The following is a 14256-nucleotide window of genomic DNA, read 5'->3' on the forward strand; positions in this document are numbered from 1 at the left end:
GTGGGAGCGAGCTTGCTCGCGAAGGCGCCAAGTCAGTCAACACTGACATAACAGACCTACCGCTTTCGCGAGTAAGCTCGCTCCCTCAGGGAATTCGGGTTGGACATGAGGATTTGTGAACCTCAGCAATTACATTGAGACCACACCACCACTGTCGTCAAAGGATCTGCAATGCCCCCTGGAAAACGAGAACTGGCGCAAGTCGAGCGGCGCTTGATTGCCACGCTCACCAACGCGTGTGAAACCGCAAAAGCTGAAATCCAGGGCTTCACCTGGCTGACCCACACCGCTGACCTGAACGCGTTGGCGGCGACCCTGAATGTCACTTGGGTGTTCGACACCGAAGCCGACAAAAACCTCGCCCTGACTGACGCCAAGGCACGCCTCTTCGAACTGACGGCCACTGCGCTGAGGGAAGCCGATATCGACCTGTCCCCTTCAGAGCGCAACGTGCGTTTCGACTCCGAGGAGGCGTGCCAGCGTAATCACGGTGGCAACTGGCGTGAGCGTCTGGCGCAAAATACGCGAGGGCAACGGTGACACCCTGCTTTCGATCAGGTTGGCTATCATCGCTCGCAGCAGGCTTCTCTCAGAGACAGTGAAACCATGGAACAGCCCAGACCAGATCCAGATTCCGATTGGGTAGTGCGCAGCACTCAACCGGGGCGGATAGAACGTATCGAAGCCCGGTTTGGCGGCCATGGCTACCACCCACATCGGCACGATACTTACTCGATCGGTCGCACACTCTCTGGCGTGCAAAGCTTTCACTACAAGGGCAGCCTGCGCCACGGCTTACCGGGAAATACCTTGCTCCTGCATCCTGATGAACTGCACGATGGCATGGCCGGGACCGAAGCGGGGTTTCGCTATCGAATGGCCTATATCGATCCGGCTTTGATTCAGCAGGTGTTGAAGGGTGAACCGCTACCCTTCATCGCCGGCGGTCTGTCCAGCGACCCACGCCTGTATCGCGCCAGCGAAGCGTTCGTCCAGGCGATGGATTACTCACTTGATCCGCTGGAAGAACAGGACGCCCTGTTTGATCTGGCAATGGCCCTGCGCACCGTGGCCGGCAAACCTCGCGGGCGCAAACTGCTCGATTACCCGGCAGCCGAGCGCGCAAGGGAATTCATCATGGCTCACCTGCACCAGAGCATTACGCTGGAAATGCTGGAGCGCGCCAGCGGCCGTGAAAGATGGAGCCTCTCTCGGGACTTCAGAGTGCTGTTTGGCACCAGCCCCTATCGCTTCGTGACCCTGCGTCGCCTGGATATATTGCGCACGTTGCTGCTTGACCGATTCTCGCTGGTGGATGCCGCACTGGCTGCGGGTTTTCACGACCAAAGTCATATGACCCGGCACTTCACCCGCACTTATGGGGTATCTCCGTCGCGTTGGCTGGAACGCGTCCTGGGGCAAAGGCAACTTGCAGGATCGTACAAGCATCGCCAATAGCGCCTTCGCTAGGCTGACGACTTCTATCTGATAGAGGATTTGTCATGCCACATACCAGCAAAGTACCAGCACTGCACGCCATCAATCTGGCGCAGAAATCCGCGCTGATCGATCAGCAGTGGAGCCCCCGTGTGGTCGCCGAAATGAATGACTACCAGTTCAAAGTGGTTCGCATCGAAGGTGAATTCATCTGGCACTCCCACCCGGAAACCGATGAGGCCTTTATTGTGATCGAGGGCACGCTGCGGATCGACCTGCCCCATGGCCGCGTATACGTCGAACCGGGTGAGCTGTACGTCGTGCCGTGCGGGATCGAACATCGGACGGCAGCGGAAGGAGAAGCGCGCCTGATGATGATCGAGCCTCGGGGTGTGCGTAACACCGGGCACGAAGGTGGCGAGCGCACGGCTGACAACGACGTCTGGATCTGAGCAGGAAGCGCCGTCAATCTGCGATTTGACGGCGCCTTTTTTGAGTGGCGGGCCGTTGGTTGGCCGCTGATCGACGGGCGATTTTATACTGGGTTTACTGAGCGAGCACCGCCTCAGACCACCTCTTCGTCAACCGGCAACGAAGCCAGCATTTCAGCGCGGCACACCTCAAGGATCTCGTCAGCCAGCGCGGAATCATCCGGACAGGCGCGCGACAGCACAATCGCGCCGACAGCCCGCGACAGCAGGTCGATCATTTTCTTTCTCCCCTCGCCCACCACGGCGTCCGGCCCGGTTGGATATTTGTCTCCGAGGGTCTGCAGGGTGCGCTCGATCCCTTCGGCAAACGTCGTTTTCACCTCATCCGATTGACGCGCCGCGTCGCCACACAGCGCGGCCATGGTGCAACCGCTGCCACGTCCATCGCGATGTTCTCTCGTCACATAGACATCGATGAAGCCTGGCACGTCGAGCGCTTCGGCACCTGCCAGCGACTTGGCAAGACTGCAGGACGCGGCTTCAGCCATCAGGTCGGCCTTGGAGCCGAAATGCTTGTAAAAACCACCGTGGGTGAAACCGGCAGCCGCCATGAGATCCGCCACACCGACGCCGTCAAAGCCACGCTCACGGAACAGCTCGGAAGCGGTCTCGACGATGTGTTCTCGATTGGCCTGCGCCTGGGCCTTGGTCACTCGCACGTGCAGTACCTCGTGTTCATTGGGAATGATTGTGCCAATCATACATAGATGCTGGTCATAATCAAAACCGTTGACAGTTTAGATTTCGATCATCATCCTAATTGCACGCACACCGATCTCCACCAACGGGCACGGAAGAAATACCAGATGAGCAACCAGACTCTGTTCACCCCTTACACACTTGGCGACCTGACGCTGTCGAACCGCGTGGTCCTCGCACCGCTGACTCGCAACCGTGCAGGCGCAGGCTTTGTACCCAGCGAGTTCGCGGCCACCTATTACAGCCAACGCGCCAGCGCAGGCTTGCTGATCAGTGAAGCCACGCAGATTTCCCGACAAGGTCAGGGCTATCAGGACACCCCGGGAATCTACACGCCGGCGCAGATCGACGGCTGGCGCCAGGTGACCGATGCAGTCCATGCCAAGGGCGGAAAAATCTTTCTGCAACTGTGGCATGTCGGCCGCGTGTCGCACGTTGATCTGCAAGAAAACGGCGCCGCCCCCGTGGCCCCTTCTGCGCTACGCGCCGCCACCAAAGTCTTCGTCAACAATCGCTTTGAAGATGTCTCGGCGCCGCGCGCGCTGGAGACCAGCGAACTGCCGGGCATCGTCAACGGTTTTCGCCAGGCTGCGGCAAACGCGATTACCGCCGGGTTCGATGGCGTGGAAATTCATGGCGCGAACGGCTATTTGCTCGATCAATTCCTCAGGGACAGCGCCAATCTGCGTACCGATGCGTATGGCGGCTCGATTGAAAACCGGGCGCGTCTGTTGCTTGAAGTGACGGCGGCCGTCGTTGATGAAATCGGCGCCAATCGCACCGGTGTGCGCCTGTCTCCGGTGTCGCCGGCCAACGGCGTCTCCAGCAGCGATCCGCAGGCGCAATTCGATTACGTCGCCGAGCAACTCGATGCCCTCGGCGTGGTTTATCTGCACGTGGTCGAAGGCGCGACCGGTGGCCCGCGCGACGTGGCGCCCTTCGACTTCGGCGCACTGCGCCAGCGCTTCAAAAACACCTACATCGCCAACAACGGCTATGACCTGGACCTGGCGACCTCGAAGCTCGCCGATGACCAGGCCGACCTGATCGCCTTCGGTCGCCCGTTCATTGGCAATCCGGATCTGGTGGAGCGCCTCAAGCAGGGCGCGCCGTTGTCCGCGTTCGATCCCGCCACCCTCTATGGCGGCGGTGCGGCGGGCTACATCGACTACCCGACGCTGGCTGAATCAAGCGTCAGCGCCAACTGAGCGCGTTCTGTTTCTCACATCCTGAAAGAGAGATCCCCCATGAGCACTCGCCCTACTGTTCTGATCACTGGCGCCTCCACCGGCATTGGCGCGGTCTACGCCGAGCGCTTCGCGCAACGCGGCCACGATCTGGTACTGGTCGCCCGCGACCAGGCACGCCTGGACGCACTTGCAGCCCGTTTGCGCGGCGAACACGATGTCACCGTCGATGTGATCCCGGCGGACCTGACCCAACTCGCTGATCTGAGCACCGTTGAAAACCGCCTGCGCGAGGACGCCCGTATCGGCATCCTCGTCAATAACGCCGGCGCCGCCCTCTCCGGTAACTTCATCGACCAAAGCACCGACAGCGTTGCGCAACTGGTCGCCCTCAACACCACCGCACTGGTGCGCCTGGCCAGCGCCATCGCTCCACGTCTGGTCAAGGCCGGTGACGGCGCGATCATCAACATCGGTTCGGTGGTGGGTCTGGCACCGGAGTTCGGCATGACCGTCTACGGTGCGACCAAGGCCTTCGTCCTGTTCCTGTCCCAGGGACTGAGCCTGGAACTGTCACCTCAGGGCGTCTACGTGCAAGCCGTACTCCCCGCCGCCACCCGTACGGAGATCTGGGATCGCTCCGGCATCGACATCAACACCTTGAGTGACATCATGGAAGTGGGCGATCTGGTGGATGCCGCTCTGGTCGGTTTCGATCGCCGCGAACCGGTGACCATCCCGCCGCTGCACCAAGCGCAACGCTGGGATGATCTGCAAGGCGCACGTCAGGGCCTGATCGGGCAAATCCGTCAGTCTGCGGTTGCCCAGCGCTACCTCGACCCACAGTGATTGTCTGGTAGCGAACACGCGCGGCGGATTCGATGCAGGCGCAAGTCACTGCATCGAATCCGGCCCGCGATCCGGAGCAGAAATGAATCAAACCCTGGCAAATAACCACACTGGCGCGTCGACGCCATTCAGCAACGCGGCGAACCAGTCGATCGTGGTCAACAGCGTGCGCTTCGCTTACCGCGACATCGGCCCCGCGATCGGCGTGCCGCTGGTGCTGTTCAACCATTGGGGCGCCGTGCTGGACAACTTCGATCCCGCGATCATTGATGGCCTGGCACGAACCCGACGCGTCATTACCACTGACTATCGCGGTATTGGCGGCTCTGGTGGAGCCGCGCCACTGACTGTCGGTGAAATGGCAGACGATGCCATTCAGTTGATCCGGGCGCTGGGCTTGGAAACCGTTGATGTACTGGGATTCTCGCTCGGCGGCTTCGTTGCTCAGGACATCGCCCTGAAGGCGCCTGATCGGGTGCGTCGCTTGATTCTGACCGGTACCGGTCCGGCCGGTGGCGACGGCATCGACAGAGTCGGTGCGGTCACCTGGCCATTGATCCTCAAAGGCTTGCTGACCTTGCGCGATCCCAAGGTCTACCTGTTCTTCACCTCGACAGCCAATGGCCGTCGATCTGCGTCGCAGTATCTGCAACGCCTGAAAGCACGCAAAAACAATCGCGACAAAGGCCCGACACCGAGCGCTTTTCTGCGCCAGTTGAAAGCGATCACCGCGTGGGGCCAACAGCCGCCGCAAGACCTCGGACGCTTGCGCATACCCACGCTTATCGTTAACGGCGACAGCGACATCATGGTGCCCAGCGTCAACTCGATGGCGCTGGCCAAGCGCATTCCCAACGCACAACTGGTGATTTATGAGGATGCCGGCCACGGCGGCATTTTCCAGCACTGCGTTGATTTTGTCGCCAAGGCCCAGGCATTCCTCGACGCCTGACGACACGGCGCAGCAACACCGCAACGCGCCAGCTACCCTCCTTACAACCGCCAAGAGCCGCACTACGATGAAAGCATTTCTGATTGATCGCTATGGAAAGAACACCGGGCGCATTGGCGAAGCGCCTGCCCCTGTGGTGGGCGCCCGTGATGTCTTGATCGAGGTACACGCCAGCAGCGTCAATGTGCTGGATTCGAAGATCAGCAGTGGCGAGTTCAAGCTGATTCTGCCCTATGCATTACCGCTGATACTGGGCAATGATCTGGCGGGTGTGGTGGTTGAGGTTGGCTCACAGGTGACGCAGTTCAAACCGGGAGACGAGGTTTACACTCGCCCGCCGGAAACGCGGATCGGAACGTTCGCCGAATGGATCGCCGTGGACGAAAACGCGGTCGCCCGAAAACCTGCCAATACCAGCATGGCACAAGCCGCGTCCCTGCCTTTGGTCGCGTTGACGGCGTGGCAAGTACTGATCGAAACCGCACAACTGAAAAAGGGTCAGAAAGTACTGATTCACGCGGGATCCGGTGGGGTTGGCAGCATTGCCATCCAGTTGGCCAGACACCTCGGCGCCTTCGTCGCCACGACCACCAGCACCGCGAACGTCGAATGGGTCAAGGCACTGGGGGCCGATCTGGTCATCGACTACAAACAGCAAGACTTCGAAAGCGTCCTGCACGACTACGACGTGGTGTTGAACAGCCTTGGCCCGGACGTTTTGCAAAAATCACTCAAGGTCCTGAAGCCCGGCGGCCAGCTCATTTCCATCTCGGGCCCGCCCACTGCACATTTCGCACAGGAACAAGGCTTGTCCTGGCCATTGCAACAGGTCATGCGCCTGTTGAGCTTCGGTATCCGGCGCAAGGCGCGCAAGCAGGCGGTCAGCTACACGTTCGTCTTCATGCGGGCCAATGGTGCACAACTGCAAAAAATTGCCACGCTGGTCGAGGAGGCAATCATCCGACCGGTGATTGACCGCAGCTTCTCGTTTGCCTCGACGGCAGAGGCGTTGAAGTACGTCGAGCAGGGGCGCGCCAAGGGCAAGGTCGTCGTTACGCTCAAATGACAACGTGTCCCCCGGCGGCCGGCTGAACTCGTCAGCCGGCCGCGTTCGACTCGACCAGATGAACTTCAGTCGCACTGCGACCGGCGCACCAAGCGAGCACCGACGCAATCACCAACACCGCCGCGCTGAGTTCGAAGGTGGCTTTATAACCGCTCAGATCAAACGCCAGGCCACCGACGATGGCCCCTCCGGCGATGGCCAGTTGCACGATGGCCACGAGCAAGCCTCCGCCGGCTTCGGCATCCTCCGGAAGCGTCTGCGCCAGCCATGTCCACCAGCCAACGGGAGCCGCTGTGGCGACCAGTCCCCAGAGTCCGAGCAGCACCGCAGTCAGCAGCGGCGATGCGCCGAAGTTGACCAGCGCCAATGCAATGACCGCCATTATCAGCGGGATAACTGTCAGCGTGCGATACAGGCCAGTGCCGAGGAATCTTTCGATCACAAAGGTCCCGATAAAACCGGCAAGCCCCAGCCCCAGCAGCATCAAGGACAGGGTTGCAACGCTGACCCCGGTGACGACCTCCAGAAAGGGCCGCAGGTAGGTGAACAGCATGAACTGCCCCATGAAAAATACGCTGACGGCGACCATCCCCAAGGCGACCGGCCATTGCTTCATCAACCGCAGGGCATTACCGCTACCGGCCTGACGCTCAAGCTTGAAGGACGGCAGACTGATCAGCAGCCATATGGCCGCCAGCGCGGCGACCGGAACCACACAGAAGAACGCGCCACGCCAGCCTATGAACGCGCCGAGGAAACTCCCCGCCGGAGCGGCGATTACCGTCGCCAGCGCGTTTCCGCCGTTGACGATCGCCAGTGCCCGGGACACTTGGTCAGGCGGCACCAGACGCATCGCGGTTGCCGCCGACAACGACCAGAAACCGCCAATGGCGATGCCGATCAGGGCCCGCCCGAACATGAACGACGGATAGCCCGGCGCGAATGCGACCACCGTCCCCGAGACGATCATCAGCAAGGTCAGACCCAGCAACAGCTTCTTGCGCTCGACGCGAGCAGCGACCGCTGCAATCACCAGGCTGGTCACCAGGGCGAATGCACCGGACACGGAGATCCCCTGCCCGGCCTGGCCCTCGGTGATGTGCAGTTCGGCGGCAATCGGCGTCAGCAGGCTGACCGGCATGAATTCTGAAGCGACCAGCGCGAAGGCGGCCAGCGACATGGCCAGCACGGCGCTCCAGCCGCGTTGTTCTGTAGAAAGGGAAGTCATGGGAACTACCTGTGTTGCGAGAGGCGTCAGGATCGCGTTGTCGAATCGCGGCTCTCCTGTAATGGTTTGACACATTCTCCCGGTCGATTCACCTCTGCCCTAGTGCATTCCTCTTGAATGCTTGCCTGATCCTCTGAGGATGCAGGGTGGTGTATAGGAATCGCCTGTGCAGCGGATTAGAGTTCGTTCAACAGGAGTTGCCCGACATGATCCCTACCCCGCTGCGCCACCAATCACCTCTGGCGTTGAACATTGACTCGCGCGTGAGCGTAGCGGGCGACTTCGCCACGTCGATACCCGGCCTGTCGCTGTTTCGTCGCGATCAGCCGGCGCCACCGGCCGTGTGCATGATCGAGCCGAGCCTGATTTTGGTGGGCCGCGGGGAAAAGCGCTTGTGGGTCGGCGGTGAGGGTTACCGCTACGACCCTTCGCGGTTTCTGGTCACCTCGCTGGATCTGCCCGCCAACTCTGAAGTGATGCTCGCCAGCCCCGAACAGCCCTGTGTCGGGCTGGTGCTGAGACTGGATGTCGGCATGCTCGCCGAGATCCTCAGCAAAGGTGGCTTGCCTGCGAAACGGCAGCCGTCGATGAACACCGGCGCTGGCATTGGCAACCTGTCGTGCGCGCTGGAAGGCGCGCTCGAGCGCCTGCTGGCATTGCTCGACGAGCCTGAGGCGATCCCGGTGTTGGCGCCGCTGGTGCTGCGGGAAATCCACTATCGGCTGCTCCATACCGATCAAGGCGCGCGGCTGCGGCAGATCACGGCCGTCGATGGCCAGGGTTATCGCATCGCCAAAGCCATCGACTGGCTCAAGGTCAACTACACCGAGGCGCTGCGCATCGATGAACTGGCGGCGCGGGTGCAGATGAGCGCACCGACCTTTCACCATCACTTCCGCCAGCTCACCGGTATGAGCCCGCTGCAGTACCAGAAGTGGCTGCGACTGAACGAGGCGCGCCGGCTGATGTTGATGGAGCGTCTGGACGTTTCGCGAGCGGCATTTGCGGTCGGTTATGAAAGTCCCTCGCAGTTCAGCCGCGAATACGCACGCCTGTACGGCACCGCACCCAGTCGGGACATCGCGCTGCTGCGTGGCGACCCCTTCGCCGCAGAAGCACTGGGCAACGCGGCCAGTTGAGCAAAGAACACGCTTTACCGGTGAGGCGCCACGCAGCGTTTCACCGCTTATAAAAATGCACGTCAACCGATGATCGAGCGGGTGAACCATGGAACTACGAATCAACCAGAAAACCTATCAGGTCGATGCCGACGCCGATACGCCCCTGCTGTGGGTGATCCGCGATGATCTGGGCATGACCGGCACCAAATACGGCTGTGGACTGGCGCAGTGCGGCGCCTGTTCCGTGCTGGTGGACGGCAACGTGGTGCGCTCGTGCGTCACGCCGGTGGCCGGCGTGGTCGGCCGCGAGGTCACCACCATTGAGGCGATCGAGGCCGATGATGTCGGTAAACGGGTGGTCTCGACCTGGGTTGATCTGCAGGTCGCCCAGTGTGGCTACTGCCAGTCCGGGCAGGTGATGGCGGCCACGGCGCTGCTCAAGCAAAACCCCAAGCCAAGTGACGCGCAGATCGAGGCGGCGATGGTCAACCTGTGCCGCTGCGGCACGTACAACGCCATTCATGCCGCCGTGCATGAGCTGGCCGGCAAGGGAGATGCCTGATGAACGTGCGTATCGATCCGTCCCAGGAAGCATCAGCACTGGCTCTGCATGAACCGATCAATGTGTCGCGCAGACGTTTTCTGACCGGCACCGCCGTCGGCGCACTGGTGCTCGGTTTCGGCCTGCCGCTGGGCACGACTCGCGTGCAAGCGGCAGTGGCGGCCGCGACTGCCGAGCGTGGCACGCAGGTACCGGCGTTTCTGGAAATTCGCCCGGACAACCGCGTGCGCCTGCTCTGCCCGTTCATGGAAGGCGGACAAGGTACGTTCACCGCGATGGCGCAGATCGTCGGTGAAGAACTGGATGCCGACCCGTCGACATTCCTGGTCGAAGCCGCGCCGCCCGGCGAAGCCTATGTGGTGATGGAAAACGGTATGCGCATCACCGGCGGCAGCATGTCGGTGCGCATGAGTTACCCGGTGATGCGCCGCCTCGGCGCCCTCGCCCGCGCCATGCTGCTGCAGGCCGGTGCGCAGAAACTTGGGGTGCCGGTCAGCGAACTGACTACCGAACCCGGCAAAGTCGTGCACACCAGGTCGGGGCGATCCGTGGCCTACGGCGAACTGGCCGAGCACGCCATGGATCTGCCGGTTCCCGATCCGGCTTCGGTGCAACTGCGTGATCCGAGCCAGTTCCGCTGGATCGGCAAACCGGTGAAGCGCGTCGATGCCTACGACAAGTCCACGGGCAAGGCGCTCTACAGCATCGATCTGAAGGTCGACGACATGCTCCACGCCGCCGTTCAGCATGCCCCGCGTTTGGGCATGACCGTGGGTAACCTGCGCAACGAAGAGCAGGTTAAAGCGATGAAAGGCGTGCATTCCGTGCATCGCCTGCCGGGGGCCGTGGCGGTGGTCGCCGAGCGCTGGTGGCACGCCAAACGTGCAGTGGAAGCGATTCAGGTCGACTGGCAGGAACCCACGGCCGACAGCAAAGTACGGCCGATGCCCGCGGATTTTTCCAGCGACGCCTGGCTCAAGCGCCTGGCTGACGACAAAGGCCCGGCCAGGGATGATGAAAATGAGGGCGACGTGGCTGCAGTTCTGGCCAGCGCCAAAACGCGGATTGACGCCACTTACCACAATCAGTACCTGAACCACGGCCAGTTGGAGCCGCCATCGGCGCTGGCCCGATTCAATCCCGACGGTTCGCTGGAAGTCTGGCTGCCCAATCAGGCGCCGGACATGTTCCGTGCCGACATCGCCAAACGCACCGGGCTGGATCCGTCGCGCATCACCTTGCATTCGCCATTGCTGGGGGGCTTCTTCGGTCGGCATTTCCTCTACGACGCCGCCAGTCCCTACCCGCAGGCAATCGAGTTATCGAAAGCGGTTGGCCGCCCGGTCAAACTGATCTGGAGCCGCGAGGAAGAGTTCCTGCGCGACGTGCTGCGTCCGGTGGCAGCGGTGAATTTCCGTGCGGCGCTGGATAATGACGGCTGGCCGCTGGCGATCGAAGCAATCAGTGCCACCGAAGGCCCGACCGAGGCGCTGGCCGGCAAACAGGGTGAGAAGCTCGACCCGACGGCGCTTGAAGGCTTGTCAGGCAAGTCCTATGCGATCCCCAACAAGCGCATCGCGCAGATCTACGCCAAAGGCCCGGCGATGCTGGGTTACTGGCGTTCGGTGGGCAATTCGCTCAACGACTTCTTCTATGAATCGTTCCTTGACGAACTGGCCGACAAGGGCGGCAAGGACCCGTTCGAATTGCGCCTGCATCTGCTGCGCGACAACCCGCGACTGACCACGCTGCTGCAAGCGGTGGGCGAGCTGTCGGGTGGCTGGAAGCGTGGGCCGTTTACCGCGGCGGACGGCAGCAAACGCGCGCGAGGCGTGGCGATGGCGTCGCCGTTCGGTACCCAGACGGCGGTGATCGCCGAGGTCTCCATCGAGAACGGCCAGGTCAAGGTGCACGACATCTGGCAGGCGATCGACCCCGGTAGCATCGTCAATCCGGCGATTGTCGAAGCACAGGTCAATGGCGCGGTGGCGCTGGGCCTGTCGCAGACCCTGGTGGAGGAAGCCGTGTGGATTGATGGCAAACCGCGCGCGCGCAACTACGACTTGTATCCGATCCTGCCGCCTGCGCGGATGGCCCGGGTCCACGTGCGTGTTGTCGAGAGCGGGGAAAAAATGGGCGGCATCGGCGAACCACCGTTGCCCGCTGTCGCGCCCGCCGTCGCCAATGCGGTGGCAACGCTGACCGGGCAACGGGTGCGCAGCCTGCCCATGAGCCGACACACCTTCACTTGATCAGCGCCGGAGCGTCCATGAATAACAGCCGATTCGCAAGAACCGCTGGCTGGCTGGCAGTGCCGTGCCTGGTCGCGGCAGGCCTGCTGGCCTGGTATGTCACCCGCGAGCCTGTCTCGCGCCTTGAAAACAACCACACCGCCGTGGCCGATATCGACCCGGCGCTGGTCGCTCGTGGCGAATACGTCGCCCGACTCAGCGATTGCGTGGCGTGCCACAGCGTGCCGGGCGGTGCGCCGTTCGCTGGCGGCCTGGAAATGGCCACGCCACTTGGCGCGATCCACGCGACCAACATCACCCCGGAGCCGGAAACCGGCATCGGTCGCTACAGCCTGGCGGACTTCGACCGTGCGGTGCGCCACGGCGTAGCGCCCGACAGCCGTCGTCTGTACCCGGCGATGCCCTACCCGTCCTACGCCAAGCTCAGTGACGACGATGTGCGAGCGCTGTACGCGTTCTTCATGAAAGGCGTGGCACCGGTCAAGCAGGCGAATATCCCGAGTGCGATTCCTTTCCCGTTGAACCTGCGCTGGCCGATTGCGTTGTGGAACGGTGTCTTCGCCGATACCGAACCTTACGTGGCCAAACCCTCGCAGGATGCCGTGTGGAATCGCGGCGCTTATCTCGTTCAAGGCGCCGGGCACTGCGGCAGTTGCCATACGCCGCGCGGTCTGGCGTTCAACGAGAAGGCTCTGGATGAATCCGCCACGCCGTACCTCGCCGGCGCCTTGCTCGATGGCTGGTACGCGCCAAGCCTGCGTGATGATCACAACACCGGTCTGGGCCGCTGGAGTGAGCCGGAGATCGTGCAGTTCCTCAAGACCGGGCGCAACAAACATGCAGTGGTTTATGGCTCAATGACCGAGGCGTTCAACAACTCGACTCAGTTCATGAGCGATGACGATCTGACCGCGATCGCCCGCTATCTCAAGTCATTGCCGGGGGATCCTCAGCGCGACGGCCAGCCATGGCAGTACCAAACGGTTTCGGCGACGGAACGTCTGGACGCGCCCGGTGCTCATACCTACGTCACGCGCTGTGCTTCGTGCCACGGTTTGGACGGCAAGGGCCAGTCGGAATGGATGCCGCCGCTGGCCGGCGCCACGTCGGCACTGGCCAAGGAAAGTGCCTCGGCGATCAACATCACCCTCAACGGTTCGCAACGGGTGGTGGCCGCCGGAGTACCGGACGCCTATCGCATGCCAGCCTTCCGCGAACAGTTGTCGGATCAACAGATCGCCGAAGTGCTGACCTTCATGCGCAGCACCTGGGGCAATCAGGGCGGTGCCATTGAACCCCAGGCCGTCAACAAGCTGCGTGAACGTACGGATCCGGCCAGCAGCAGCCCGATCATCCTGCAAATGCGTTAGAGGAACTTTGATGGAAAGCATCGACTTGCTGGTCCTGCGCACCGCGCGGGACTGGCTCGCCGCCGGCGAGCAAGTGTTGCTCGCCACGGTGGCGCGCACATGGGGCTCTTCGCCGCGCCCGACAGGCTCGATGATGGCCTTGCGTAACGACGGGCGTGTGGTCGGCAGCGTGTCCGGCGGCTGCATCGAGGACGACCTGATCGATCGCTACACCACCGCGCATGGCGGCAGCGGCCTCAAGGACAGTGCGCCCGAGGTGGTGCGCTACGGCGTCAGCGCCGACGAGGCGCATCGTTTCGGTTTGCCCTGTGGCGGCACGCTTGAGCTGATTCTGGAGTTCAATCCCTCATGGCAGGTGCTCGACGAGCTGCTGGTGCAACTGGATGCCGGGCAACTGGTGCGCCGCTGCCTGGCACTGGATAGCGGTCGCGTCACACTGCAAGCCACGGCAACTCCTGAGCAATTCAGTTTCGACGGCCAACAGATGCTCAATACCCTCGGGCCGGGGTATCGGCTGCTGATGATCGGTGCCGGCGCGCTGGCCGAGTATCTGGCGACCATGGCGCTGTTCAACGGCTTCAAGGTCGCGGTGTGCGACCCACGTGCCGAATACATCGACACCTGGGCGGTGAACGGTGTGGAGCGCATCATCGGCATGCCGGATGACGTGGTGCGCGACTTCGCGGTCGATCTGCGCACCTGTATCGTCGCCTTGAGTCATGATCCGCGACTCGACGATCTGGCACTGCTCGAGGCCCTGCACAGCCCGGCGTTTTACATCGGCGCCATCGGTTCGCGGCGCAACAGTCAGCTGCGCCGCGAACGTCTGATCGAGCATTTCGGTGAGACCCAGGCATCACTCGAACGGCTGCACGGGCCAATCGGCATCTACATTGGCAGCAAGACACCGGCGGAAATCGCGGTCAGCGTGATGGCCGAGATCCTGGCCGCGAAGAATGGCGCCAATTTGCCGAAGGCGTTTTCGATTGCCAGAGCCAAGGCGCAACAGGGTCTGGCGCAATCGCATTGAGCCCCGTTGCTT

General features: G+C 62.1%; 14 protein-coding genes. 12 read left to right on the forward strand and 2 right to left on the reverse strand.

Annotation, left to right across the window (positions count from 1 at the left end):
• Positions 1 to 171: 171 nt before the first annotated feature.
• The 3 genes from E4T63_RS16360 (at position 172) to E4T63_RS16370 (ending at position 1889) form a co-directional block, all read left to right on the forward strand.
• Positions 172 to 540, forward strand: coding sequence for a hypothetical protein (locus E4T63_RS16360; RefSeq protein WP_135296021.1), 369 nt, complete (start codon positions 172 to 174; stop codon positions 538 to 540).
• Positions 541 to 606: 66 nt separating this feature from the next.
• A complete protein-coding gene (locus tag E4T63_RS16365; RefSeq protein ID WP_135296022.1) occupies positions 607 to 1458 on the forward strand; it encodes an AraC family transcriptional regulator in 852 nt (283 codons plus the stop codon).
• A 44-nt stretch (positions 1459 to 1502) separates the two neighbouring features.
• On the forward strand, positions 1503 to 1889 hold the full coding sequence (locus tag E4T63_RS16370; protein WP_098964329.1) for a cupin domain-containing protein: 387 nt from the start codon (positions 1503 to 1505) through the stop codon (positions 1887 to 1889).
• 113 nt (positions 1890 to 2002) lie between these two features.
• On the opposite strand, the gene E4T63_RS16375 is transcribed toward E4T63_RS16370, so the two are convergent.
• Entirely contained in the window at positions 2003 to 2629 is a 627-nt protein-coding gene (locus tag E4T63_RS16375) for a TetR/AcrR family transcriptional regulator (protein WP_135296023.1), read from the reverse strand.
• A 105-nt stretch (positions 2630 to 2734) separates the two neighbouring features.
• On the opposite strand from E4T63_RS16375, the gene E4T63_RS16380 reads away from it, so the two are divergent.
• The 4 genes from E4T63_RS16380 to E4T63_RS16395 all read left to right on the forward strand — a co-directional run bounded on the left by E4T63_RS16380 (position 2735) and on the right by E4T63_RS16395 (position 6681).
• Complete coding sequence (locus E4T63_RS16380; RefSeq protein WP_135296024.1) at positions 2735 to 3835, forward strand: alkene reductase; 1101 nt, start codon at positions 2735 to 2737, stop codon at positions 3833 to 3835.
• A gap of 39 nt (positions 3836 to 3874) precedes the next feature.
• The gene (locus tag E4T63_RS16385; RefSeq protein WP_135296025.1) at positions 3875 to 4663 is read left to right on the forward strand and encodes an SDR family NAD(P)-dependent oxidoreductase; all 789 of its coding nucleotides are present in this window, start codon (positions 3875 to 3877) and stop codon (positions 4661 to 4663) included.
• An 82-nt stretch (positions 4664 to 4745) separates the two neighbouring features.
• Positions 4746 to 5615: an alpha/beta fold hydrolase gene (locus tag E4T63_RS16390; protein WP_135296026.1), complete on the forward strand. Its 870-nt coding sequence runs from the start codon at positions 4746 to 4748 to the stop codon at positions 5613 to 5615.
• A 67-nt stretch (positions 5616 to 5682) separates the two neighbouring features.
• Positions 5683 to 6681, forward strand: coding sequence for an NADP-dependent oxidoreductase (locus E4T63_RS16395; protein ID WP_135296027.1), 999 nt, complete (start codon positions 5683 to 5685; stop codon positions 6679 to 6681).
• Between the two features lie 31 nt (positions 6682 to 6712).
• On the opposite strand, the gene E4T63_RS16400 is transcribed toward E4T63_RS16395, so the two are convergent.
• Positions 6713 to 7909, reverse strand: a complete 1197-nt coding sequence (locus tag E4T63_RS16400; RefSeq protein ID WP_135296028.1) for an MFS transporter — start codon at positions 7907 to 7909, stop codon at positions 6713 to 6715.
• Between the two features lie 206 nt (positions 7910 to 8115).
• Here E4T63_RS16400 and E4T63_RS16405 point away from each other — a divergent pair, with 206 nt between their 5' ends.
• The 5 genes from E4T63_RS16405 (at position 8116) to E4T63_RS16425 (ending at position 14244) form a co-directional block, all read left to right on the forward strand.
• Positions 8116 to 9048, forward strand: coding sequence for an AraC family transcriptional regulator (locus tag E4T63_RS16405; protein ID WP_135296029.1), 933 nt, complete (start codon positions 8116 to 8118; stop codon positions 9046 to 9048).
• An 88-nt stretch (positions 9049 to 9136) separates the two neighbouring features.
• Positions 9137 to 9592, forward strand: coding sequence for a (2Fe-2S)-binding protein (locus E4T63_RS16410; protein WP_027613020.1), 456 nt, complete (start codon positions 9137 to 9139; stop codon positions 9590 to 9592).
• Positions 9592 to 11844 carry a xanthine dehydrogenase family protein molybdopterin-binding subunit gene (locus E4T63_RS16415; protein ID WP_135296030.1) on the forward strand — a complete coding sequence of 751 codons (2253 nt, stop codon included), beginning with the start codon at positions 9592 to 9594 and terminating at the stop codon, positions 11842 to 11844. Before E4T63_RS16410 ends, E4T63_RS16415 begins: the two co-directional genes overlap by 1 nt.
• Before the next feature lie 17 nt (positions 11845 to 11861).
• A complete protein-coding gene (locus E4T63_RS16420; protein ID WP_135296031.1) occupies positions 11862 to 13214 on the forward strand; it encodes a c-type cytochrome in 1353 nt (450 codons plus the stop codon).
• A 10-nt stretch (positions 13215 to 13224) separates the two neighbouring features.
• Positions 13225 to 14244, forward strand: a complete 1020-nt coding sequence (locus E4T63_RS16425; protein WP_135296032.1) for an XdhC family protein — start codon at positions 13225 to 13227, stop codon at positions 14242 to 14244.
• The last annotated feature ends 12 nt before the right edge of the window (positions 14245 to 14256 follow it).

This window comes from Pseudomonas fluorescens (assembly GCF_004683905.1).
GTDB classification, from domain to species: domain Bacteria; phylum Pseudomonadota; class Gammaproteobacteria; order Pseudomonadales; family Pseudomonadaceae; genus Aquipseudomonas; species Aquipseudomonas putida_A.